Genomic DNA, 22,226 nt, shown 5'->3' on the forward strand with positions numbered 1-22,226 from the left:
AACAGAAGGGGACGGATGCCGACCGACCATTAGCGGGAGGTCGGCATGGACTAGTAGTGTTCGACATTGCCGAACAGCGGCAGCGACGTCGCATGGTCGACGCTCGAAGGGGACGGAGGCAGTACGGCGATGGCACGGAACATCCAGTCGCTCGAACGGGCGGCCGCGATGCTGCGGCTCCTCGCAGGTGGTGAGCGGCGGCTCGGCCTGTCGGACATCGCCTCGTCACTGGGCCTCGCCAAGGGCACCGCCCATGGGATTCTGCGCACCCTCCAGCAGGAGGGCTTCGTCGAGCAGGACGACGCCTCCGGGCGCTACCAGTTGGGCGCCGAGCTGCTGCGCCTGGGCACCACCTATCTGGACGTGCACGAGCTGCGCGCGCGTGCCCTGGTGTGGACGGACGACCTGGCCCGCTCCAGCGGGGAAAGCGTCTACCTGGGCGTTCTGCACCAACAGGGCGTGCTGATCGTCCACCACGTCTTCCGGCCCGACGACAGCAGGCAAGTGCTGGAGATCGGGGCCATGCAGCCACTGCACTCCACGGCTTTGGGCAAGGTCCTGTCGGCGTACGACCCGGTCGCGCACAGCGAGGTGATCGAGGCCGACCGCAAGGCCTTCACGGACAAGACCGTGTCCGACCTGGACGCCTTCGAGCACATCCTCGACATGACACGCGCGCGTGGCTACGCGGCCGACGTCGAGGAGACCTGGGAGGGCGTCGCCTCCGTTGCCGCCGCCATCCACGACCGGCGCCGCATGCCCGTCGGGTCGGTCGGCATCACGGGCGCCGTGGAGCGGCTGTGCCGGGACGGCGAGCTGCGTCCGGAGCTCATCGCGGCGGTGCGGGACTGCGCCCGCGCGGTGTCGCGGGATCTGGGCGCCGGGCGGTTCTGAGCACCGCGCCGGACAAGAGCTGACAAACGGGACGCCATAGGGCATTCCGTTCTTCGGCGTATCCGGATACAGCAGACTAAATCACCCGGAAGGAACGCCACGTGTCCCCTACGTGGCAGTACGCATCCGACCCGGCAGTGTCGATAAATCAACACAACCGATAACGATCGAGCATTCGATAACAGGGCTCTTGACGCACGCCTTACGCCGGGACAAGACTCCCGTCCATCGGTCGGCATTGTCGAACACCTACCGGCAATACGCGCTAGAGTGTGACAACGCCAAGGGCCGGCATCGCTCTCACCCCCGAGGGCAGCTCGAACTCCCGGAGGGACCCGGGGTTCGGTCCCCTGGACGAAGGACAAAGGAGTCGCGGGTGTCCAGCTCCGACATCTTCATCGGCGAGACCATCGGTACCGCCATACTCATCCTGCTCGGCGGCGGCGTCTGCGCCGCTGTCACGCTGAAGGCCTCCAAGGCTCGTAACGCCGGCTGGCTCGCCATCACCTTCGGGTGGGGCTTCGCGGTGCTCACGGCGGTCTACACCTCGGCGCCGCTGTCCGGCGCCCACCTGAACCCGGCCGTGACGGTCGCGCTCGCGATCAAGGACAACGCCTGGAGCGACGTTCCGACGTACCTCGCCGGACAGTTCCTCGGCGCCGCGATCGGTGCGGCCCTGGTCTGGGTCGCCTACTACGGCCAGTTCCACGCCCACCTCACCGACAAGGAGATCGTCGGCGGTCCGGGCGCGCAGGCCACGGCGGCCAAGGCCGTCGAGGCCCAGGAGAAGGGCGCCGGCCCGGTCCTGGGCGTCTTCTCCACCGGTCCCGAGATCCGGAACGTGGTGCAGAACCTGCTCACGGAGATCATCGGCACCGTCGTGCTGGTGCTCGCCATCCTCACGCAGGGCCTCAACAACAACGGCGACGGCCTCGGCCCGCTGGGCGCTCTGATCGTCGCGCTCGTCGTCGTCTCGATCGGTCTGTCCCTCGGCGGCCCGACCGGCTATGCGATCAACCCGGCCCGTGACCTCGGTCCGCGTATCGTGCACGCCCTTCTGCCCCTGCCCAACAAGGGCGGCTCCGACTGGGGCTACGCCTGGATCCCGGTGGTCGGTCCGCTGATCGGCGCGGCGATCGCTGCAGGCATCTACAACGTCGCATTTGCTTAGGAGTACCGAGCTTCACCCGTTCGAGTGAGAAGCACCGAAACTCTCAGCACGCGCCGTACGTAAAGCCCCATAACCACGGAACTTCCAGGAGCTAACAGTGACCGACGCGCACACCGCCGGCCCCTTCATCGCAGCCATCGACCAGGGCACGACCTCTTCCCGCTGCATCGTCTTCGACCGCGACGGCCGTATCGTCTCCGTCGACCAGAAGGAGCACGAGCAGATCTTCCCGAAGCCGGGCTGGGTCGAGCACAACGCCAACGAGATCTGGACCAACGTCCAGGAAGTCGTCGCCGGAGCCGTCCAGAAGGCCGGCATCACCCGCGACGACATCAAGGCCATCGGCATCACCAACCAGCGCGAGACCACCGTGCTGTGGGACAAGAACACCGGTGAGCCCGTCCACAACGCCATCGTCTGGCAGGACACCCGCACCGACGCGCTCTGCAAGGAGCTCGGCCGCAATGTCGGCCAGGACCGTTTCCGCCGCGAGACCGGCCTGCCCCTGGCCTCCTACTTCGCCGGTCCCAAGGCCCGCTGGCTGCTGGACAACGTCGAGGGCCTCAAGGAGCGCGCCGAGGCCGGCGACATCCTCTTCGGCACCATGGACACCTGGGTCATCTGGAACCTGACCGGCGGTGTCAACGGCGGCAAGCACGTCACCGACGTCACCAACGCGTCCCGCACCATGCTGATGAACCTGCACACCATGGAGTGGGACGACAAGATCGCCGAGTCGATCGGCGTGCCGCTGCAGATCCTGCCCGAGATCCGCTCCTCCGCGGAGGTCTACGGCGAGGTCACCGGCGGCAAGCTGGGCGACCTGCTCGGCGGCATCCCGGTCGCCTCCGCGCTCGGCGACCAGCAGGCGGCCCTGTTCGGCCAGACCTGTTTCTCCGAGGGCGAGGTCAAGTCGACGTACGGCACCGGCACCTTCATGGTGATGAACACCGGTGAAAAGATCATCAACTCCTACGCGGGCCTGCTGACCACGGTCGGCTACAAGATCGGCGAGGAGCCGACGGTCTACGCCCTCGAGGGCTCGATCGCCGTCACCGGTTCCCTGGTGCAGTGGATGCGCGACCAGATGGGCCTGATCTCCACCGCCGCCGAGATCGAGACGCTCGCGCTCTCGGTCGAGGACAACGGCGGGGCCTACTTCGTGCCGGCCTTCTCCGGCCTGTTCGCCCCGCACTGGCGCTCCGACGCCCGCGGTGTGATCGCCGGCCTGACCCGGTACGTCACCAAGGCGCACCTCGCGCGTGCCGTCCTGGAGGCCACCGCCTGGCAGACCCGGGAGATCGCCGACGCCATGGTCAAGGACTCCGGCGACGAGCTGGTGGCCCTCAAGGTCGACGGTGGCATGACCGCCAACAACCTGCTGATGCAGACGCTCTCCGACGTCCTGGACGCCCCCGTGGTGCGCCCGATGGTCGCCGAGACCACCTGCCTCGGCGCCGCCTACGCCGCCGGTCTCGCCGTCGGCTTCTGGAACAGCACCGACGACCTGCGCGCCAACTGGCGCCGGGCCGCCGAGTGGACCCCCCGCATGGACGCGGAGACCCGCGACCGTGAGTACAAGAACTGGCTCAAGGCCGTCGAGCGGACCATGGGCTGGCTCGAGGACGACGACGAGAGCTGACGAGAGCCGACGAAGGCTCTGACGCGAGCTCTGATGAGGAGTAAGAACCCGAAATGACCAGTCAGTCCACCCTGCAGTCCGTGCCTGCCCTCGGTACGCGCCCGGCCTCCGGCTCCAACCCGAGCCGCGCCGAGACCCGGGAGCAGCTCGCCAAGGCGTCGTACGACCTTCTCGTGATCGGCGGCGGCATCCTGGGCATCTCCACCGCCTGGCACGCCGCGCAGTCCGGCCTCAGGGTGGCTCTGGTCGACGCCGGCGACTTCGCCGGCGCCACCTCGTCCGCCTCCTCCAAGCTGCTCCACGGCGGTCTGCGCTACCTGCAGACCGGCGCGGTGAAGCTGGTGGCGGAGAACCACTTCGAGCGCCGTGCGGTCTCCCGCCAGGTGGCACCTCACCTGGCGAACCCGCTCACGTTCTACCTCCCCGTGTACAAGGGCGGGCCGCACGGCGCTGCGAAGCTCGGAGCGGGCGTCTTCGCCTACTCCGCACTGTCCGCGTTCGGTGACGGCGTCGGACACCTGCTGTCGCCGGCCAAGGCCGCGCAGGACGTGCCCGAGCTGCGCACCGACAACCTCAAGGCCGTGGCCGTGTACGGCGACGACCAGATGAACGACGCGCGCATGGCGCTGATGACGGTCCGCGCGGCCGTCGAGGCGGGTGCCATGGTGCTCAACCACGCCGAGGTCACCGGCCTGCGCTTCACCCAGGGCCGGGTGACCGGCGCGGAGCTGCGCGACCGTCTCTCCGGCGACGAGTTCGGTGTGAGCGCCCGCCTGGTGCTCAACGCGACCGGCCCGTGGGTCGACCACCTGCGCAAGATGGAGGACCCGAATGCAGCGCCGTCGATCCGCCTGTCGAAGGGCGCGCATCTGGTCCTGAAGCGGACGTCGCCGTGGAAGGCGGCCCTCGCGACCCCGATCGACAAGTACCGCATCACCTTCGCCCTGCCCTGGGAGGACATGCTCCTGCTCGGCACCACGGACGAGGAGTTCGAGGGCGACCCGGCGGACGTCGCGGTCAACGACAAGGACATAGCCCAGATCCTGGACGAGGCCGCGTTCTCCATCCGGGACCAGCAGCTGGACCGCGACCTCATCACGTACGCCTTCGCGGGTCTGCGCGTGCTGCCGGGCGGCCCCGGTGACACGGCGAAGGCCAAGCGCGAGACGGTCGTGACCGAGGGCAAGGGCGGCATGCTGTCCGTCGCGGGCGGCAAGTGGACGACCTTCCGGCACATCGGCCGTACGGTCATGCAGAAGCTTCAGGCGCTGCCGGGCCACCCGCTGGGCGACGACTTCGAGCCGATCGCCTCGCTGCCGAAGAAGCTGCCGCTGCCGGGTATCGCCAACCCGCGCGCGGTCGCCCACCGTCTGCTGACCGACCGCCCGGCGCCCGGCCCGCGCATGGCGGCCGACACCGCCAAGCACCTGGCCACGCACTACGGTTCGCTGGCCTTCGACATCGCCCGCATCGCGAATGAGAACCCGGAGCTGGGCGAGCGCGTCCACCCGGACGCCCCGGAGATCTGGGCCCAGGTCGTCTACGCCCGCGACAACGAGTGGGCCGAGACGCAGGACGACGTGCTGCGCCGCCGTACGACGCTGACGATCCGGGGTCTGGCCACGGACGACGTCCGGGCGAAGGTCCAGGACCTGCTCGACAAGAAGTGAGCCTCGCAGGCGCCGTGGGAGATTCCCGCCGGATGAGGCTCCCACGGCGCCGGGTTCGGCCACTCCCCTGACCGGGCCGGACCGCACGAGGGCGGCCCCATCCGCACCGGGGCCGGCCAACATCGGAAGGGGCGGCTCCATGCCGACGGAGCCGCCCCTTTCGCATGCCCTGCCGGGGGCGTACCTGACGTGCGCTCAGGTCAGCGACTCCACGACCGCCCGTACGGCGTCGACGTCCGACAGCTCTTCGCGGCGCACGATCAGTTCACGCCCCAGCAGCAGGGCCCGCCGGGACGCCGGTACCGGGTCCGGCAGGGTCGTCAGGTCCGTCAGATGGGCGAAGCCGATGATGCGACGGACGATCTCCGTGCCGGCGTAGCCGAGGGACTCGGTCCACACGCGGCGCAGGAAGCGGTCCACGTACGCGTCGTCGAAGAAGGCGTCGAGGCGGGTCGGCCACAGCCGACGGAACTCCGCTTCGAAGGCCTCCCAGGAGAGGCGGAGTTGGTCCGCGTGGTCGGACAGCGTGCCGAGCGCCCGCGCCCGCTCCTGCGAGACCAGCGCGTTCGCCCAGTACAGGCCCAGGTCGTAGCCGACGGGGCCCACGAAGGAGAACTCGGGGTCGAAGACCCGTACCACGTGCGCGCTTTCGCGCTCGCCGACCATGATGCTGCCGGTGTGCAGGTCGCCGTGGAGGAGGGCCTGGGCGCTGGTCATGAAGGTGTGGCGGAGGTCGGCGACCTCGGTGCGCAGCCGGGTGTCGGCGCGGAACTCCGCCGCCAGGTCGTCCAGTCCCTCGTGCCAGTGGTTGTGCTCGTGCTCGATGTACGGCTCGGACAGGACCACGTCCTCGGTGATCTTGCAGAGCTCGGGGCTGACCGAGGCGGCGATCAGGGCCTTGCGTTCGGCGGACGGCATGCCGAAGTCGCTGGTCGCGAAGGAGAGCTGGGCGACGAACTCGCCGCTGCGGGCGGAGGTGTGCGGGCCGTACGGTTCGCCCTCGTTCAGGCGGGTGCGCAGGACCTCGAGGTCCGACATGTCCTCCATGACGAGGGCGTAGTTCTCGGGGTCGTAGCCGTGGATCGCCGGGATCTTGTCGGGGGCGACCTTCGCCACCTGGTCGTAGGCGCGGGCCTCGGCGTCGGCGCGCTCGGGGCTCATCGGCCAGGAGGGGCCCGCGACCCGGACCCAGGGCAGGGCCTGCTTGACGGCGAGGCTGCGGGTGCCGTCGCCGGACGAGGCGAGGAACACGCGGTTCATGTTGCCGTCCGACACCTCGCGCACACGGATGTCGGTCCCGTCGCCCCAGTGGCCGCGCTCGCGCAGGTAGCCGGGGATGTCGTCGGTCTCCAGGATGCGATAGCCCATCGTACGAACTCCTCGAACTTCCTTATGTGCTGCGGCGCTTGGACAGGGTGAAGCTGAAGACCAGGGCGAGGATGAGGACCGCGCCCTCGACGACGTCCTGGGTGTAGTACGGCAGGCCCTTGATGGTCAGGCCGGTGGTGATGATGCCGATCAGGACGGCGCCGAGGGCCGTGCCCCAGACGTTGGGCCGACCGCGCCCCAGCACCGACGTGCCGACGAGGGCGACCGCGACCGCCTCCAGCAGCTGCGAGGTGCCCGCCGACACATCGCCCTGGCCGATACGGGACGCCAGGATCAGGCCGCCGATCGAGGCGAGGACGCCGGAGAGGACGTAGGCCAGGGCCCGGTACGCCCCTACACGGATACCGGCCAGCCTGGACGCCTCGGGGTTGGCGCCGATGGCGTACAGGACGCGGCCCCAGCGGGTGCGGGCGAGGAAGACCCAGGCGCCGATCGTCAGCGCGCCGAAGATCAGGACCGAGATCGGGACACCGAGGATCGTGCCGCGGTCGATGCGCAGGAAGCCGTCGGTGAACTTGCCGGGGGCCGTGGTGCCGTCGTCCAGTGTCATGCCGGGGGTGATGGACTGGCCGTCGACCAGGATGAGCTTGCTGCCCTGGATCACGAACATGGTGCCGAGGGTGGCGAGCATGTCCGGGATCTTCAGTACGACGATCAGAAGCGCGTTGAGCAGGCCCGCGAGCGCGCCCGCCGCCAGGACCGCGACGATCGCGACCGCGCCGATCTGGTTGTGGACGACCATCGTCTGGGCGGCGACCGAGACCCCGAGGCCCGCGACCGCGCCGACGGACATGTCCATTCCGCCGACGGCCATGGTGAGGGTGACCCCGAGGCCGAGGATCGCGGCGACGGAGACGTAGCGGAGGGTGTCGAGGAGGGTCGCCGACTCGCGGAAGGAGCCCTCGCTCAGCGCGAAGTACAGGAACAGCGCGACGGTGACGAAGATGAAGCCGTACTTGATGACGGCGTTCTGGACGCGTACGGCGGTGGAGGTCGCGGGCGGGATCGCCGCCTGCGTGGGGACTTCCGTGCTCTGGGTGGTGGTCATGGCGTAGTTCCTCAGGGAGCCGGGGTCACACGGACGCCGAGATGGTCTGGATGACGCGGTCGCGTTCCGCGTCCTCGCCGTAGGCGTCGAGGTGGATCTCACCGGCGGCCAGCACGACGACCCGGTCGGCGACCTCCAGCACCTCGTCGACGTCGGCGGACAGGACGAGTACGGCGGCCCCCTCGGCGGCCAGCGCCCGGGCGCGGCGGCCGATGTCACGGCGGGCGCCGATGTCCACACCCCGGAAGGGTTCGTCCAGGATGAGGACGCGTGGGGTGCGGGCGAGCCAGCGGCCGACGACGACCTTCTGCTGGTTGCCGCCGGACAGCTCCTCGACGGTGCTGTGCTCGTCGCGGGCGACGACGCCGAGGGCCTCGATGGTGTCGCGGCCGAGGGCGTCCTCCTTGGGGGTGTTCACCAAGCCGAGCCGGGACAGCGACTTCAGGAACGGAAGCGAGATGTTCTGGGCCAGCGACCAGCCGGGGACGAGCGCGTCGGCGTGCCGGTCCTCGGGGACCAGGTGGACGCCGGCCCGGATGGCGTCGGAGGGGCGGCGGGGCTCGTACCGCTTGCCGTCGAGTTCGACCGTGCCGGTCGTGAAGGGCTCGGCGCCGAACAGGCCGCGGGCCAGCTCGGTCTTGCCGGCGCCCAACAGGCCCACCACGCCGGTGACTTCACCGGCGCGGAGGTCGAGGTCCAGGGGCGTGCGGCCCTCGAAGAGCCGTACGCCGCGCAACGACAACACCACATCCCCGGACGCCCCTTCCCGGATCGGGCGGGCCGTCGTCGCCTCCTGTGCCTGGGCCAGCATCGCGCGCAGGGCGCTGTCCCAGTCGAAGGGCTTGGCCTGGTCCTCGGTGAGACGGCCGTCCCGCAGGACGACCAGGCGGTCGGCGAGTGCGTCGATCTCGCCGAGGCGGTGGGAGACGTAGAGGACCGCGATGCCGTCGTCGCGCATCTTCTCGACGAGCGTGAAGAGGCGTTCGGCCTCGGCGGCGGAGAGGGCCGAGGTCGGTTCGTCGAGGATCAGCAGGCGGGGGCGGGTGGCCAGGGCGCGGGCGAGGATCAGCAACTGGCGGTCGGAGATGCCGAGTTCGGTGACGTCCCGGCGGAGCAGGGAGTCGCTCCAGTCCAGGCCCAGGCCCGCCTGGATCTCGCGGGCGCGGGCCAGCAGTCGGCCGCCGTTCAGGAACGGGTTGCCGCGCGCCTGCGCCAGTTCCTCGAAGACCAGGTTCTCCGCGACGGAGAGGCCGGGCACGATGCCCTCGCCGATGCGCTGGTGCACGGTCTGGATGCCCAACTGGCGGGCGGCCAGCGGGGAGTGGAGGGTGGCGGGTTCTCCTGCGACCCGCACCTCTCCCCCGTGGTCGGTGTGCACGCCGGACAGGATCTTGATGAGCGTGGACTTGCCGGCACCGTTCGCGCCGAGCAGCGCGACCACGCTGCCCGGGGCGATGTCGAGGGTGACGGAGGCGAGCACCGTCTTGCCGCCGAAGGCCATGCTGACGTCGGTCAGAGCGACGGCAGGAACCTCAGTGGGCGACATTGGAGATCCAGTCGGCGGTCGAGACCTGCGACAGGTTCAGCGCGGGCAGCGCCTCCCGCAGCTGGTCCATGTTCTCGATCTTCTTCTCGCGCAGGAAGTCCTGGGTGATGGCGACGGCCGGGAACTCCACCGAGGGCTTGTTCAGCTGTCCGGCCAACTCAAGGGCGGTCGTACGGACGACGGCGGCACCGACGGCGGACGGGTCGGTGCCCGCCGTGGCGACCCACGGGCTGCCGTCGGCGGTCATGTTCTGGATGTCGGCGTTGGACACGTCCGCGCCGAAGACCTTCACCTTGTCCTGGAGCTTCTTGTTCTGGACGGCGAGGACGGTGCCCTTGGCGAGTTCGTCGTACGGGGCGAAGACGCCGGTGACGTCGGAGTGCTGGGTGAGCGCGGCGGAGACGAGGGGCACGTTGTCCGTCGCCGTGGAGTCGGTCACCTTGCCGACCTTGAACTGCTGCTTCCAGCCCTGCGCGGCGACCTCCTTCGCCCAGACGGTGTTCCGCTTGTCGAGGGCGGCATATCCGGCCACGTTGACATAGCCGACCTTGGCGCCCTTGCCGACCTCCTTGGCCATCACGTCGAGGACGGCTTGGGCCATGCTCGCGTCGTTCTGCTTGGTGCTGACCACGCCCTTGGTGGAGGTCTCGACGTCGTAGACGACGACCTTGATGCCCTTCTTCACGGCCTTGTCGATCTCCGGCTGGATGGTGGCCGGAAATCCATGGTCGACGATGATGGCCTGCGCGCCGGAGTTGATGGCCGAGGACAGGTCGGTGGCCTGTTTGGCGTTGTCGGCCTGGGCGTCGTACACGGTCAGGTCGATGCCGAGGGCCTTGGCCTGCGCCTTGGCGCCGTTGCCCCACTGCTCGAAGTAGTCGCCGGCGCCGCTCTGCCGGACCAGGGCGACCTTGACGGTGCCCTCGCTGAAGGGGGCGGGCTTCGCACCGGTGGCGGCCGCGACCGAGGCGGCGGTGTTGCCGGAGGTCTTGGAGGCGTCCGTGGACTGCGAGCAGCCCGCGAGGAGCAGAGCCGAGACGGAGGCGAGGGAGAGCGCGGCGAGGGGCAGACGGACACGGGACATGACGGAGCTCCAAGTGCAGGGAAAGGGCGGGGAGTTGCGCGACCCGGAGCCGGGGGGACGATCGCGCCTGAGGCCATTGCACGGCTACCACCGACCGTTGCACGGCTGGGCGAGTGCGGCAGCCCGCGGAACGCGGGCGCGCGGGAGCTCCGGGTGAGGTCAGCGACAGCTGGCTGTGGTCGACCGGAGCAAGTCCACGTACAGCCGCCGCACGAGCAGCAGCGTCTTCATACGGAGATCATGGGAACGATTTCAGCCATGCGTCAAAGCGATGGAAGCGGTTTCTCATCACGTGAGACAACGACTACGTCACACCCGGTTGACGTCTCGCCGGAGTCCTGCCGGAGTTACGATCACCGAACCGGCACCCGAACCGGCACAGTGAGGCCCTGATGACGACACCCCGCGCGACAGCGATGTGCATGCCCTGCATGCGGTGCTGTCCTGGCGCGATGTGTCGCGGCTGACCGGCACCGACCGGCTTTCCCGCCCGCTGCGCCCTTCCTCACCTCCCCCTCCGGGTGCTTGTCTCGGTACCCGGACTTCCCTTCCAGTTCCAGGAGTTGCCCCATGACCCTGCTGACGACCTGGCCCGAGTCCGGACCGGAGACCCTGATCCGCCGCACCTCGGACCCCGCCGAAATCGCCGAGGCGCTGAAGCCGCTGGGCGTGCGCTACGAACAGTGGCCGATCCGCGAGGACGTCCCGTTCGACGCCGACAGCGACACCGTGTTCGCCGCGTACGGCCCCGAGATCGACCGGCTCAACGCCGAGGAGGGCTTCACCACCGTCGACGTCCTGGGCCTGCACCCCAGCGACGACCCGGAGTTCCCGGTGAAGGCGAAGGCGGCGCGCGAGAAGTTCCTCCAGGAGCACACGCACGACGACGATGACGAGGTGCGCTTCTTCGTCTCCGGCTCCGGCATCTTCTACCTCCATGTGAACGGCGAGGTGCACGCCGTCTTCTGCGAGAAGGGCGACCTGCTGGGCGTGCCGCGTGGCACGACGCACTGGTTCGACATGGGCACGAAGCCGTCCTTCACCGCGATCCGCTTCTTCCACGAGGAGGACGGCTGGATCGGCAACTTCACCGGTTCCACCATCGCCGCCCGCTTCCCGGACTACGACACGATCGCGGCCGGTTACGAGGCCGACAGGGCCGCCGCGTGAGCGTGCGGGACCTGCGGTTCGACGTGGACGCCGTGGTGCTCGACATCGAGGGCACCACGAGCGCCACCGGGTTCGTCGTCGACGTGCTGTATCCGTACTCGCGCTCGCGGTTCGGCGCGCTGCTCGCCGAGCGCGGCGACGACCCGGAGGTGGCGCGGGCGCTCGCGCAGGTGCGGGAGCTGACCGGCGATCCGCAGGCCGACGCCACCGCCGTCGAGAAGAGCCTCAACGCCTGGCTGGACGAGGACCGCAAGGCGACCCCGCTGAAGACCCTCCAGGGCATCATCTGGGCCGAGGGATTCGCGCGCGGTGACCTCGTGTCGCACTTCTACGACGACGTCGTACCGCGGCTGCGCGCATGGCACGCGGCGGGCGTACGGCTGTACGTCTACTCGTCGGGGTCGGTGGCGGCCCAGCGGGCGTGGTTCACGAACAGCCCGGAGGGCGACCTGACCTCGCTCGTCTCCGGTCTGTACGACACCGAGAACGCGGGCCCCAAGCAGGAGCCGCAGTCGTACCGCCGGATCGCCGGGTCGACCGGCATCGCGCCGGACCGTCTCCTCTTCCTCTCCGACCGCCCCGGCGAGCTGGACGCGGCCCGCGCGGCCGGCTGGCACGCGGTCGGCATCCGGCGGCCCGGGGAGCCGTACTACGAGCAGGGCGTCGGCGACCACGCGCAGGCGGGGACGTTCGACGAGATCACCATCACCACTTCCGGGAGCAGCACGTGACCACCGAGATCAGCCAACTCGACCTGGAGGAGGCGGGCGCGGTCCTGGCCGCCGAGTCCGCCCGGTTCGCGTCCTTCGGCTGGATGCGGGGCACCTCCGGCAACCTGTCCGTGGTGCTGTCCCGTGACCCGCTGCGGCTCGCGGTCACGGCCAGCGGCCACGACAAGGGTGAACTGACGCCCGCGGACGTGGTGCTGGTCGACGGGCAGGGCGCTGCGGTCAACGGCGGCAAGCCGTCCGCCGAGGCCGAACTGCACGCGCGCGTGGCCGCGCTGACCGGGGCCGGGGCCGTGGTCCACGTCCACACGGTCGCGTCCGTGGCGATGGGCCGCCGCGAGCCCGGCGGCATCGTCTTCAAGGACCTGGAGATGCTCAAGGGCGTCGGCCAGAGCGCCCACGACGTCGAGGTGACCCTGCCGGTCATCGCCAACAGCCAGGACATGAAGGTCCTCGGCGACCGCCTGGAGGCGGCACGCGACTCCCGTATGCCCGCGGTGGTCGTGGCCGGACACGGGCTGTACGTCTGGGGCGACAACCCGCGCCAGGCCCGGCACCACACCGAAGTGGTGGAGTGGCTGCTGGAGCTGGAGCTCGCCCAGCGGTGACCCGTACGGCGGTCAGGGCGCCGTCGGGGGCAGCAGCGCCTCGCCGAGTCGCCGCCAGTGCGGCATCGCGGTGCCGCCCGGTTCGGTGCCGATCACTTGCACGGCGACGTGGTCGGCACCCGCTGTGACGTGGGCGCGGAGCTTGTCCACCACCGTGTCCACGTCGCCCCAGAACACGAGGTCGTCCACGATGCGGTCGCTGCCGCCGTGCCCGATCTCCTCGTCCGAGTAGCCGAGGCGGCGGAACTTGGCGACGTTGTAAGGGGTGTTGAGGTACGGCTGCAGGTGCTCGCGCGCCGTCGCGCGGGCCTTGTCGGGGTCCGGCTCCAGGAGCACGGCGTGCTCGACGCCCAGGAACGCGTCGGGGCCGAGGATCTCCCGGGCCTGGGCGGTGTGGGCCGTGTTGACGTGGTAAGTGTGGGCGCCGGCGGAGCGGTCCCGGGCCAGGGCGATCATCTTGGGGCCGTACGCGGCCAGGATCCGGCGTACCGGGGTCTGTGGTGCGGGGTTGGGTGACTCCTTCGCGAGCGCGTCCAGTTCGTCGAGGTACTCGGCCATCGCCGCAAGCGGCTTGACGCCCGGCCGTGCGCCGCCGAATCCCAGGCCGAGCACATGCCGCCCGGGGTAGGCGTCGGCCAGCAGGGCACTCGCGGCGTGTGTCGCCGCCGCCTCGCGCGACCAGATCCGTGCGATGCCGTTGACGACGTGCAGCCGCTCGGTGCAGGAGAGCAGATAGCCGGCCTGGGTGAGCGCCTCACGCCCGCCCACCTCGGGGAACCACACCGTCCGCCACCCTTGCTGTGCCAACTCCTGTACCGAGTCGCGTAACTGCGCGGCCGGCTGGTGCTCGAAGTCGAAGGTGTAGATGCCGAAGGTTCCGAGGTTCATCATGCATCGAAATATCGCAGATTCTCGATATGAAATGCAACAGGCGGGCTCGGAGGGCAAGTTCTCGCTGCTAGAGAGTCCGGCCGAGCCGGGCGACCAACTCGGCGATGCGCCCCTCGTCCCGTTTGTAGTGGGTCCACTTGCCCACCCGCGTCGCCCGCACCAGGCCGGCCCGCTGCAGTTCGGCCATGTACGCCGACACCGTCGACTGGGCCAGCCCGGCCTTGGCCTGGATGTGGCTGACACAGACCCCCACCTCGGCGGGGTCCGCGATCGCCTCGTACTGCGAGAAGTGCCGCTCGGGCTCGCGCAGCCACACCAGCAGCTGCAGCCGCACCGGGTTGGCCAGCGCCTTCAGCGCGCCGACCAGATCCGCATCCGGCGAGGTCGCAGTGTCGGTCATGGGTTCGGAGTATAGGTCGGCGCCGCGGCCCGGGGACGTCAGCGCAGCCGCTCCCCCGGCAGCTCCCCCGCCGACACCTCCAGCACGCCACGCTCGGTGACCAGTCCCGTCACCAGGCGCCCCGGGGTGACGTCGAACGCCGGGTTGTGGCCGCGCGACCCGGCCGGAGCCGTGCGTACGCCGCCCCACTCCAGCACCTCGTCCTCGCCCCGGAGTTCGATGTGGATGTCGTCGCCGGTCTTCGTGGCCAGGTCGACGGTCGTCGTGGGCGCCGCCACCAGGAACGGGATCCCGGCGTCCGCGCAGGCCAGGGCGACACCCACGGTGCCGACCTTGTTCGCGGTGTCGCCGTTCGCGGCGATGCGGTCGGCGCCGACGATCGCCGCGTCGACCTCGCCGCGCAGGATGGTGCCGGCGGCGGCGCCGTCGGCCTGGACGTAGTGCGGGATGCCCTCCTGGACCAACTCCCAGGCGGTCAGGCGGGATCCCTGGAGCAGCGGGCGCGTCTCATCGGCGTACACGACCTCCAGCCGCCCGCGCGCGTGCAGTTCACGGATGACGCCGAGTGCCGTGCCCCATCCGGCCGTGGCGAGCGCGCCGGTGTTGCAGTGGGTGAGGATGCGCAACGGCCGGTCCGCGCCGACGCGTTCGAGCAGCCAGTCGGCGCCGTGCGCACCCATGGCACGGTTCGCCTCGACGTCCTCGCGCTGTACGGCGGCGGCCTCCTCCAGCACCGCGTCGAGGCCCTCGGGCAGCCGGGCCGTGACCCGGTCGACGCAGACCATGAGGTTGACCGCGGTGGGCCGGGCCTCACGGATGCGGGCGACGGCCGTGAGGATCTCACCGTCCGTCCAGCCCTCCCGCTCACCCTGGAGCAGCGCGAGCGCGACGCCGTAGGCTCCCGCGGCGCCGATCGCAGGCGCGCCGCGCACGACGAGGCGCCGGATCGCGTCGACGAGGGTGTCCACGTCACGCACGTCCATCGTCTCGGTGCGGTGCGGGAGCACGGTCTGGTCGATCAGCGCAAGGCTGGTTCCGGTCCAGTGGACGGCACGCAATTCCTCGGACATGGGCCGCACTTCCTGGGACATAAGTGGACACTCCTACTGCTCCTGTGGGTGTCCGTCACCGTACATGACCTTGAGGAACCACAGTTCGAGACAGCCGAGCACATGTCCGAACATCAGGTGTACAGTCCAGCCACCCGCGCAGCCCGCAGGCCGAGACGAGGAGGACGAGTGCTGCTCACCAAGCGCCGCTTCCTGGACTTCGGCCGCTGTGCCGGCGACTGCTGTCCCCGCTGAGCCGCCCCCACCTCAGCCCCTATCGCGTCGCCCCCTCTTCACCTCACGCGTTCACCGCCGAGCGCGAACCTTGCCGTCCCCCGGAAGGCTTCCCCGGAAGGTCCCTCATGCCCCGCAGACTCCGCCGTTCCCTGCAACTCGCCGCCACCACCGCACTCGTGGTCACGACGGCCACCGCCTGCAACGCCGCCGCGAAGAAGGACGCCTCCGACAGTGCGAGCGGCGGCAGCGGAAAGTCCTTCACGCTCGTCACCCCCGACGCCGTCGGGCAGAACGAGTTCCTGAAGCTCGCCGTCAGCGGCATCAAGGACGCGGCGAAGCAGCACGACGGGTCGCAGAAGGTCTACGAGTCCACGGACACCGCCTCCCAGCAGCAGAACGTCCAGGCCGCCGTCGACGCCGAGCCGGATGTCATCGTGCTGGTCGGCTTCGAGTTCGCCGACATCGTCGCCCAGCAGGCCGAGAAGAACCCCGAGCAGCAGTTCCTTATCGTCGACGCCTGCACGACGAAGACGTACAAGAACGTCAGCTGCGCGGTCTTCCGCGAGCACGAGGGTGTCTTCCTCGCGGGTGCCGAGGCCGGTCTGCTCAGCAAGTCGGGCAAGGTCGGCGCGGTCGACGTCCTCGACACACCCCAGTTCCGGCGCTACAGCGACCCGTTCGCGGCCGGTGCCAAGAAGGTCGCCGCCAAGACGGAGACGTCCACGCGTTTCGTCGGCGGACAGTCCCCGTTCGACGACTCGGCCCGCGCCAAGGAGCAGGCGAACACCCTGCTCTCCAAGGGCTACGACCAGATCATGGCGGCCGCCGCGGCCGGCAACTACGGCGTCTTCGAGGCGGCGAAGGCCAAGGGCGCGTACGCGTACGGCGTCGACGTCAACCAGTGCCTCTCGGCGCCCGGCACGGTCGTCGACAACGTGATCAAGCGCACGGACGTCGCCGTGGAGAAGGGCATCGAGGCGGTCCTCACCGGCAAGACGGGCACGACCGTCTCGTACGGTCTGAAGGAGGGCGGCATCAGCCTGACCGGCCTGGAGGACGGCGTGGACTCGTCGAAGTGCGTGATCGCCGAGCACAAGGACGTCCTGAAGCAGGTGGAGGCGCTGCGCGACCAGATCGTGGCCGGGAAGCTGACGGTCGATGACCCCGCCGCAAGCTGACGTCGACGGGGGCGCCGGTCCGGCCGACGTCGCCGTCGAGCTCCGGGGCATCACCAAGCGGTTCCCCGGCACGCTCGCCAACGACGCCGTCGACCTGACCGTCCGCCGAGGCGAGATCCACGCGCTCATGGGCGAGAACGGCGCGGGCAAGTCGACGCTCATGTCGGTGCTTTACGGCATGGAGCGCGCCGACGCCGGAACGGTCCGGATCGACGGACGGGACACGGACTTCGCCAGCCCCGCCGACGCCATGGCCGCCGGGCTCGGCATGGTGCACCAGAGCTTCAAGCTGTTCGACTCGCTGACCGTCGCCGAGAACGTCGTGTACGCCGCCGAGCCGCGCCGCTTCGGCCTGGTGGACCGCGCCGCCGCCCGCCGCCGAGTGCGTGAACTCGCCGAGCAGCACGGCCTGTTCGTCGACCCGGACGCCCGGGTCGGGGACCTGCCGGTCGGCCTGCGACAGCGCGTGGAGATCCTCAAGCTGCTGCACCGGGGTGCCCGTACGCTCATCCTCGACGAGCCGACCGCCGTGCTGACGCCGGCCGAGGCGGACGCGCTGTTCGCGGTGCTCAAGTCGCTGGCCGCCGAGGGCCGTACGGTGATCCTTGTCACGCACAAGCTGCGCGAGGTGCTGGAGGGCAGCGACCACGTGACCGTCCTGCGGGACGGGCGGGTCGTGGCCCGGCTGGTCACCGCGAAGACCTCCGCCGACGCGATCGCCGCCGCGATGACCGGGCGTGCGGTCCAGCTGGACCGTATCCACGCCCCCGGCACCCCGGGCGAGGTTGTCCTCGACACGACGGGTCTGTCCACCGACGCCGTGCACGACATCACGCTCTCGGTCCGCGCGGGCGAGATCGTCGGCATCGCCGGTGTCGCCGGCAACGGTCAGAGCGAGCTGATCGAGGCGCTGGCCGGACTGCGGCCGGTCACCGCCGGGCGAGTGACACTCAAGGACGACGACATCACCCACGCCTCGGCCACCGAACGCCGTCTCAAGGGCCTGGCGTACGTCCCCGAGGACCGGCACGCGGTCGGTACGGCCCCGGCGGCGTCCGTGGCGGACAACCTCGCGATGGGACACCACCGTACGTCCCTGTCGCACCGCGGCCTGCTGCCGCCGACGTCCGTCCGGGCGCACGCACGGCGGCTGATCGAGCGCTTCGGCATCAAGGCGTCCACGCCCGACGTGCCGGCCTCCGCCCTGTCCGGCGGCAACCTCCAAAAGCTGCTGATCGGCCGCGAACTCGCCCATGACGCCCCGCTGTTGCTCGTCGAGCAGCCCACGCGCGGCGTCGACATCGGCGCGATCCAGAACATCCACGACCAGCTGATCGCCTACCGCGACGCCGGTCACGCCGTACTCCTCGTCTCGGCCGAGCTGAGCGAGATCCGGGGGCTCGCGGACCGGGTGCTGGTGATGTACGAGGGCCGGATCACGGCGACGTACGACAAGACCGAGGCGGACGAACGGACGCTGGGGCTCGCGATGGCGGGCGGGACGAGCGCACGAGTGGAAGCCGCCGACTGACATGAATCCAGCACGCATCACCGGAGCCCTGCGCTCCCCCGTCACCTTCTCCGTGCTCGCGGGCGTCGTCATCGGCGCGCTCTTCCTCGTCGGCACCGGAGCGGACCCGATCACAGCCTACGAGGCGGTCCTGACCGGCGCGCTCGGCGCCGACGGCATCGGCTCGACCCTGACCACGACCACCAGCGTGCTCGGCATGGGCCTCGCCCTGGCGATCCCGCTGCGCGCCCGGCTGATCAACCTGGGCGGCGACGGACAGATGGTGCTCGGCGGCATCACCGCGGCCGTGACCGGCCTGTACGCGCCGCTGCCGGCGCCCCTGACCGTCGTCCTCGCCCTGGTCGCGGGCATGGTGGCCGGCGCCGCCTACGCGGCCCTCGCCGCCCTGTGCGAGAACCACCTCGGCGTCCCGCTGCTGGTCAGCAGCCTGCTGCTGAGCTACCCGGCGGTGTCGCTGGCCTCCTACCTGGCCCGCTACCCGCTCAAGGAGCCCGGCTCCAGCCTCCCCCAGACCCGGGCGATACCCGACGGCGTGGCACTGCCCGCGTTCGGCGACTCGACCGTGACCGTCGGGCTGGTGCTCGTCGCCCTCGCGGCGGCCGCGTACTGGTTCACGGATCGGCGCACCGCCATCGGGTACGAGATACGCATGACCGGCCTCAACGCGCGCTTCTCGGCCTACGCCGGTGTCGAACGCCGGGGCCTGACCCTGAAGTTGATGTCCGTCTCGGGCGCGCTCGCCGGACTGGTCGGCGCAATCGGGGTGCTGAGCTTCCCGTACCGCTTCGTCGACGGCTCGCTCACCGCTCCGGGCTACACCTGGACGGGCCTCACGGCCGCGCTGCTGGCGATGGCGGCCCCGGTCGGCACGGTGATCTCCTCCTTCTTCTTCGCGGTCCTCCAAGTCGGCGGGCTCGCGATGGAGCGGACGACCGAGGTGCCGCGCGAGCTGACGCAGGTGCTCCAGGCGATCGTGATCGTGTTCCTGGCGGCCCGGCTGCGCTTCCCCGGCCGCCGGCTCAACCGCCGTAAGGAGGCGGTGTGATGTTCCTCGACTCCGATCTGCTGCTGTCGGCGCTGCGCGCGCTCACCCCGATCCTGCTGGCGGCTCTCGGCGGAGCGATCTGTGAGCGGGCGGGCGTGTTCAACATCGGCCTCGAAGGCATGATGCTGATGGGCTGCTTCACGGCGGTGGCCACCAGCTGGTTCACCGGCAGCGCCTGGCTCGGCGTGCTGGCGGCGGCGCTCGCGGCAGGCGCGTACTCGCTGATCCTGGCCGTGGGCGCGGTGACGCTGCGCGGGGACGCGGTCGTTCTGGGCGTGGCCATGAACCTCCTGGCCGTCGGCCTGACCGGCTTCCTGCTGCGTACGGTCTTCGGCGTACAGGGGACTTTCGACGACCCGTCACTCGCCGGGCTCCCGCTGGTCGGTGGCTTCACCCCGCTCACGTATCTGTCGTGGGCGGCGGTCGCGGTGGCCGCGGTGCTGCTGTCCCGGCACGTGTGGGGGCTCAGGCTCCGCGGGGTCGGCGAGGCTCCGGACGCGGCGGCGACGCTCGGGGTGAGCCCGGTCAAGTACAAGTACGGGGCGATCCTGACCTCCGGTGTCCTGTGCGGGCTGGCAGGCGCCCAACTCGCCCTCGGCAACGTCACCTTGTTCACCGAGAACATGACCGCCGGCCGCGGCTGGATCGCCGTCGTCGCCGTCATGCTCGGCCGCGCGGCCCCGGTCGGCGTCCTGCTCGCCGCCCTGCTGTTCGGCCTCGCCGAGGCGGCGGGCTTCCGCCTCCAGGGCCTCGGCCTGCCCCAGCAGGCGACCGACGCCGCGCCGTACGTCGTCACGCTCGGCGCCCTGTTCCTCACGACGGCCCGCCGCCGTCGCCGTATCCGCCCCTCCGGAGCCGCTTCATGACCCAGGACCAGCCTCAGGATCTCCTTCCCGTCACCCGCATACCCCGCACCGGGCTCCCGGCCCACGCGGTCGTCGTCGGCGACCCGGCCCGTGCGACCGCCGTCGCCGCCCTGCTCGACGGTGCCGAGGAGGTGTCGTACCACCGCGAATACCGTGTGTTCAGCGGGAGTTGGAAGGGCGTGCCGGTCACGGTCGCCTCGCACGGAGTGGGCGGTCCCGGTGCGATCCTGCTGTTCCAGGAGCTGGCGGACGCGGGGGTCCGCACGATCCTGCGGTTCGGTACGGCGGGTGCGATGAAGCCCGGTATCGGCGACGGCGATCTCGTCATCGCCGAGGCGGCCGTACGGGACGACGGGGTGACCCAGCAGCTGCTGCCGCCCGAGTACCCGGCGGTCTCGGCGCCCGAGGCGGTCCTCGCGCTCCAGCGCGCGGCCCGCGAGACCGGCGCGCCGCACCACCGGGGCATCGTCTGGACCCGGGCGGCCTTCCAGCCCGGGCTCATCCCCCTCTTCTCGTACGACGGTGCCGGGCTCGCGGCGATCGAGATGGAGCTGTCGGCGCTGCTGGTCACCGCCTCGCTGCGGGGGATCGTCGCGGGCGGCCTGCTCGTGGTCGACGGGGCGAACGCGGACGAGCTGGTGGACGAGGAGGGAACCAGCGTCTACGACCCGCACCGGGACGTCGTCGCGGCCGGTGTGGAGCGGGGCGCGGTGGTCTCTCTGGAGGCGCTGCGGCTGCTCGCCGAAGAGAGCCCGGAGGGGGCTGCGGCGTGAGTGTGATCGATCTGCTGGTCCACGGCGGTGACGTCCTGACCGTCGACGACGCCGGAACCGTCGTACGGGACGGGGCGGTTGCCGTCCACGAGGGTGAGATCGTCGCCGTCGGCCCCGCCGAGGAGCTGGGTACGCGGTTCACGGCGGCGGAGTGCCTTGACGCCGCGGGCTGTCTCGTCCTCCCCGGCCTGATCAACACCCACACCCACCTCGCGATGACCCTGCTGCGCGGTCGCGCCGACGACGTCACCCTCCAGGGCTTCCTGGAGCGGGTGCTGCGGTGGGAGGCCGAGCTGCTGACGCCGAAGAACGTGGCGGCGGCGGTGCGGGTGGCGGTGGCCGAGAGCGTACGGGCCGGGGTGACGTCGGCGCTGGACATGTACTGGTTCCACGAGGCGGCCGAGCGGGCGGCCCGCGAGTCGGGCTGGCGGCTGCTGACCGGGCCCACCTTCATGGACGTACCGGAGCCACCGGACCGGCTCGCGTACGAGGACCGGATGGACTGGGCCCGCCGGGATCTGGAGGCACGCGGTCCGGCGCGGGGCGGCCGCCGTCCCGTCGTCTTCGCGCACTCCACCTACACCCTCTCCCCCGACCAGCTCACCGAAATAGCCGCCCTGGCAAGGGAGTTCGGGGCGCTACTGCACATCCACGCCGCCGAGAACGCGACCGAGGTCGCCACCGTCGAGGTGCGCTACGGCAAGCGGCCGGTGGAACTGCTCGACTCCCTCGGGCTGCTCGGACCCGACCTGCTGCTCGCCCACGCCGTGGAGCTCACCGGGCCGGAGATCGCGGCGCTGGCCCGCACGGGCACGTCCGTCGCCCACTGTCCGGTGTCGAACCTGAAGCTGGGCTGCGGCATCGCGCCGGTGCCCCGGCTGCTGAGCGCAGGGGTGACCGTCGGGCTGGGCACGGACGGGGCCGTCAGTTCCAACACCCTGGACGTGCTGGGCGCGGTGCGGCAGGCGGCGCTGGTGCACAAGGCGGGCGGCGACCCCACGGCGGTAGGCGCCGAGCGGGCCGTACGCATGGCGACGATCGAGGGGGCGCGGGCACTGGGGCTCGGGGAACAGCTGGGCTCGCTGGAGAGGGGCAAGCGGGCCGACCTGATCGTGCTCGACCTGAGCGCGCCACACCTGCGTCCGCTGCACGATCCGTGGTCCACGCTGGCGTACGCGGCGCACTCGGCGGACGTGCGGGACACGGTCGTCGACGGGCGCGTGCTGATGCGGGACCGGGTGCTGACGACGCTGGACGAAGAGACGGTGATCGCCGACCTGGAGGCGCTCGTCTGAACAGGCCCCAT

At 70.6% G+C, this 22,226-nt stretch carries 20 protein-coding genes; 13 read left to right on the top strand and 7 right to left on the bottom strand.

What is annotated here, in order from left to right; all coding sequences use genetic code 11:
* Positions 1-129: 129 nt before the first annotated feature.
* From EHO50_RS01590 to EHO50_RS01605, 4 genes are all read left to right on the top strand, one after another.
* Entirely contained in the window at positions 130-894 is a 765-nt protein-coding gene (locus EHO50_RS01590) for an IclR family transcriptional regulator (RefSeq protein WP_128427966.1), read from the top strand.
* A 376-nt stretch (positions 895-1,270) separates the two neighbouring features.
* Positions 1,271-2,065 carry an MIP/aquaporin family protein gene (locus EHO50_RS01595; protein WP_128427967.1) on the top strand — a complete coding sequence of 265 codons (795 nt, stop codon included), beginning with the start codon at positions 1,271-1,273 and terminating at the stop codon, positions 2,063-2,065.
* Between the two features lie 97 nt (positions 2,066-2,162).
* Complete coding sequence (gene glpK / locus EHO50_RS01600; RefSeq protein ID WP_128427968.1) at positions 2,163-3,707, top strand: glycerol kinase GlpK; 1,545 nt, start codon at positions 2,163-2,165, stop codon at positions 3,705-3,707.
* 53 nt (positions 3,708-3,760) lie between these two features.
* The gene (locus EHO50_RS01605) at positions 3,761-5,377 is read left to right on the top strand and encodes a glycerol-3-phosphate dehydrogenase/oxidase (RefSeq protein ID WP_128427969.1); all 1,617 of its coding nucleotides are present in this window, start codon (positions 3,761-3,763) and stop codon (positions 5,375-5,377) included.
* A 195-nt stretch (positions 5,378-5,572) separates the two neighbouring features.
* On the opposite strand, the gene mtnK is transcribed toward EHO50_RS01605, so the two are convergent.
* From mtnK to EHO50_RS01625, 4 genes are read right to left on the bottom strand one after another with little or no spacing between them, the layout of a single operon-like run.
* Positions 5,573-6,745 carry an S-methyl-5-thioribose kinase gene (mtnK, locus tag EHO50_RS01610; RefSeq protein ID WP_128427970.1) on the bottom strand — a complete coding sequence of 391 codons (1,173 nt, stop codon included), beginning with the start codon at positions 6,743-6,745 and terminating at the stop codon, positions 5,573-5,575.
* A gap of 22 nt (positions 6,746-6,767) precedes the next feature.
* Complete coding sequence (locus EHO50_RS01615; protein WP_128427971.1) at positions 6,768-7,814, bottom strand: ABC transporter permease; 1,047 nt, start codon at positions 7,812-7,814, stop codon at positions 6,768-6,770.
* 25 nt (positions 7,815-7,839) lie between these two features.
* A complete protein-coding gene (locus EHO50_RS01620) occupies positions 7,840-9,360 on the bottom strand; it encodes a sugar ABC transporter ATP-binding protein (protein ID WP_128427972.1) in 1,521 nt (506 codons plus the stop codon).
* Complete coding sequence (locus tag EHO50_RS01625; protein ID WP_128427973.1) at positions 9,347-10,444, bottom strand: substrate-binding domain-containing protein; 1,098 nt, start codon at positions 10,442-10,444, stop codon at positions 9,347-9,349. Before EHO50_RS01625 ends, EHO50_RS01620 begins: the two co-directional genes overlap by 14 nt.
* 570 nt (positions 10,445-11,014) lie before the next feature.
* Between EHO50_RS01625 and EHO50_RS01630 the strand changes: the two genes are divergently transcribed.
* Genes EHO50_RS01630 through mtnB form a run of 3 tightly spaced genes read left to right on the top strand, consistent with a single transcriptional unit; the run spans position 11,015 to position 12,950 of the window.
* A complete protein-coding gene (locus EHO50_RS01630; protein ID WP_128427974.1) occupies positions 11,015-11,614 on the top strand; it encodes a 1,2-dihydroxy-3-keto-5-methylthiopentene dioxygenase in 600 nt (199 codons plus the stop codon).
* Positions 11,611-12,345, top strand: coding sequence for an acireductone synthase (gene mtnC / locus EHO50_RS01635; RefSeq protein WP_128427975.1), 735 nt, complete (start codon positions 11,611-11,613; stop codon positions 12,343-12,345). The genes EHO50_RS01630 and mtnC overlap by 4 nt, the downstream gene beginning before the upstream one ends.
* Complete coding sequence (mtnB, locus tag EHO50_RS01640; RefSeq protein WP_128427976.1) at positions 12,342-12,950, top strand: methylthioribulose 1-phosphate dehydratase; 609 nt, start codon at positions 12,342-12,344, stop codon at positions 12,948-12,950. The genes mtnC and mtnB overlap by 4 nt, the downstream gene beginning before the upstream one ends.
* Positions 12,951-12,962: 12 nt before the next feature.
* On the opposite strand, the gene EHO50_RS01645 is transcribed toward mtnB, so the two are convergent.
* From EHO50_RS01645 to mtnA, 3 genes are all read right to left on the bottom strand, one after another.
* Entirely contained in the window at positions 12,963-13,841 is an 879-nt protein-coding gene (locus EHO50_RS01645) for a TIGR03620 family F420-dependent LLM class oxidoreductase (protein ID WP_220096410.1), read from the bottom strand.
* 67 nt (positions 13,842-13,908) lie between these two features.
* Positions 13,909-14,241, bottom strand: a complete 333-nt coding sequence (locus EHO50_RS01650) for an ArsR/SmtB family transcription factor (RefSeq protein ID WP_128427977.1) — start codon at positions 14,239-14,241, stop codon at positions 13,909-13,911.
* Positions 14,242-14,279: 38 nt separating this feature from the next.
* Complete coding sequence (mtnA, locus tag EHO50_RS01655) at positions 14,280-15,311, bottom strand: S-methyl-5-thioribose-1-phosphate isomerase (RefSeq protein WP_128427978.1); 1,032 nt, start codon at positions 15,309-15,311, stop codon at positions 14,280-14,282.
* A gap of 341 nt (positions 15,312-15,652) precedes the next feature.
* On the opposite strand from mtnA, the gene EHO50_RS01660 reads away from it, so the two are divergent.
* From EHO50_RS01660 to EHO50_RS01685, 6 genes are read left to right on the top strand one after another with little or no spacing between them, the layout of a single operon-like run.
* Positions 15,653-16,705, top strand: coding sequence for a BMP family ABC transporter substrate-binding protein (locus tag EHO50_RS01660; protein ID WP_128427979.1), 1,053 nt, complete (start codon positions 15,653-15,655; stop codon positions 16,703-16,705).
* A complete protein-coding gene (locus EHO50_RS01665; RefSeq protein WP_128427980.1) occupies positions 16,686-18,236 on the top strand; it encodes an ABC transporter ATP-binding protein in 1,551 nt (516 codons plus the stop codon). The genes EHO50_RS01660 and EHO50_RS01665 overlap by 20 nt, the downstream gene beginning before the upstream one ends.
* Before the next feature lies 1 nt (position 18,237).
* The gene (locus EHO50_RS01670) at positions 18,238-19,281 is read left to right on the top strand and encodes an ABC transporter permease (RefSeq protein ID WP_128427981.1); all 1,044 of its coding nucleotides are present in this window, start codon (positions 18,238-18,240) and stop codon (positions 19,279-19,281) included.
* Entirely contained in the window at positions 19,281-20,147 is an 867-nt protein-coding gene (locus EHO50_RS01675; RefSeq protein WP_128427982.1) for an ABC transporter permease, read from the top strand. Before EHO50_RS01670 ends, EHO50_RS01675 begins: the two co-directional genes overlap by 1 nt.
* Positions 20,144-20,920 (top strand): nucleoside phosphorylase, encoded by a 777-nt coding sequence (locus EHO50_RS01680; protein WP_128427983.1) that lies wholly within the window; start codon positions 20,144-20,146, stop codon positions 20,918-20,920. Before EHO50_RS01675 ends, EHO50_RS01680 begins: the two co-directional genes overlap by 4 nt.
* Complete coding sequence (locus EHO50_RS01685; protein ID WP_128427984.1) at positions 20,917-22,215, top strand: amidohydrolase; 1,299 nt, start codon at positions 20,917-20,919, stop codon at positions 22,213-22,215. The genes EHO50_RS01680 and EHO50_RS01685 overlap by 4 nt, the downstream gene beginning before the upstream one ends.
* The last annotated feature ends 11 nt before the right edge of the window (positions 22,216-22,226 follow it).

Source organism: Streptomyces cyaneus, from assembly GCF_004028635.1.
Lineage (GTDB): Bacteria > Actinomycetota > Actinomycetes > Streptomycetales > Streptomycetaceae > Streptomyces > Streptomyces cyaneus.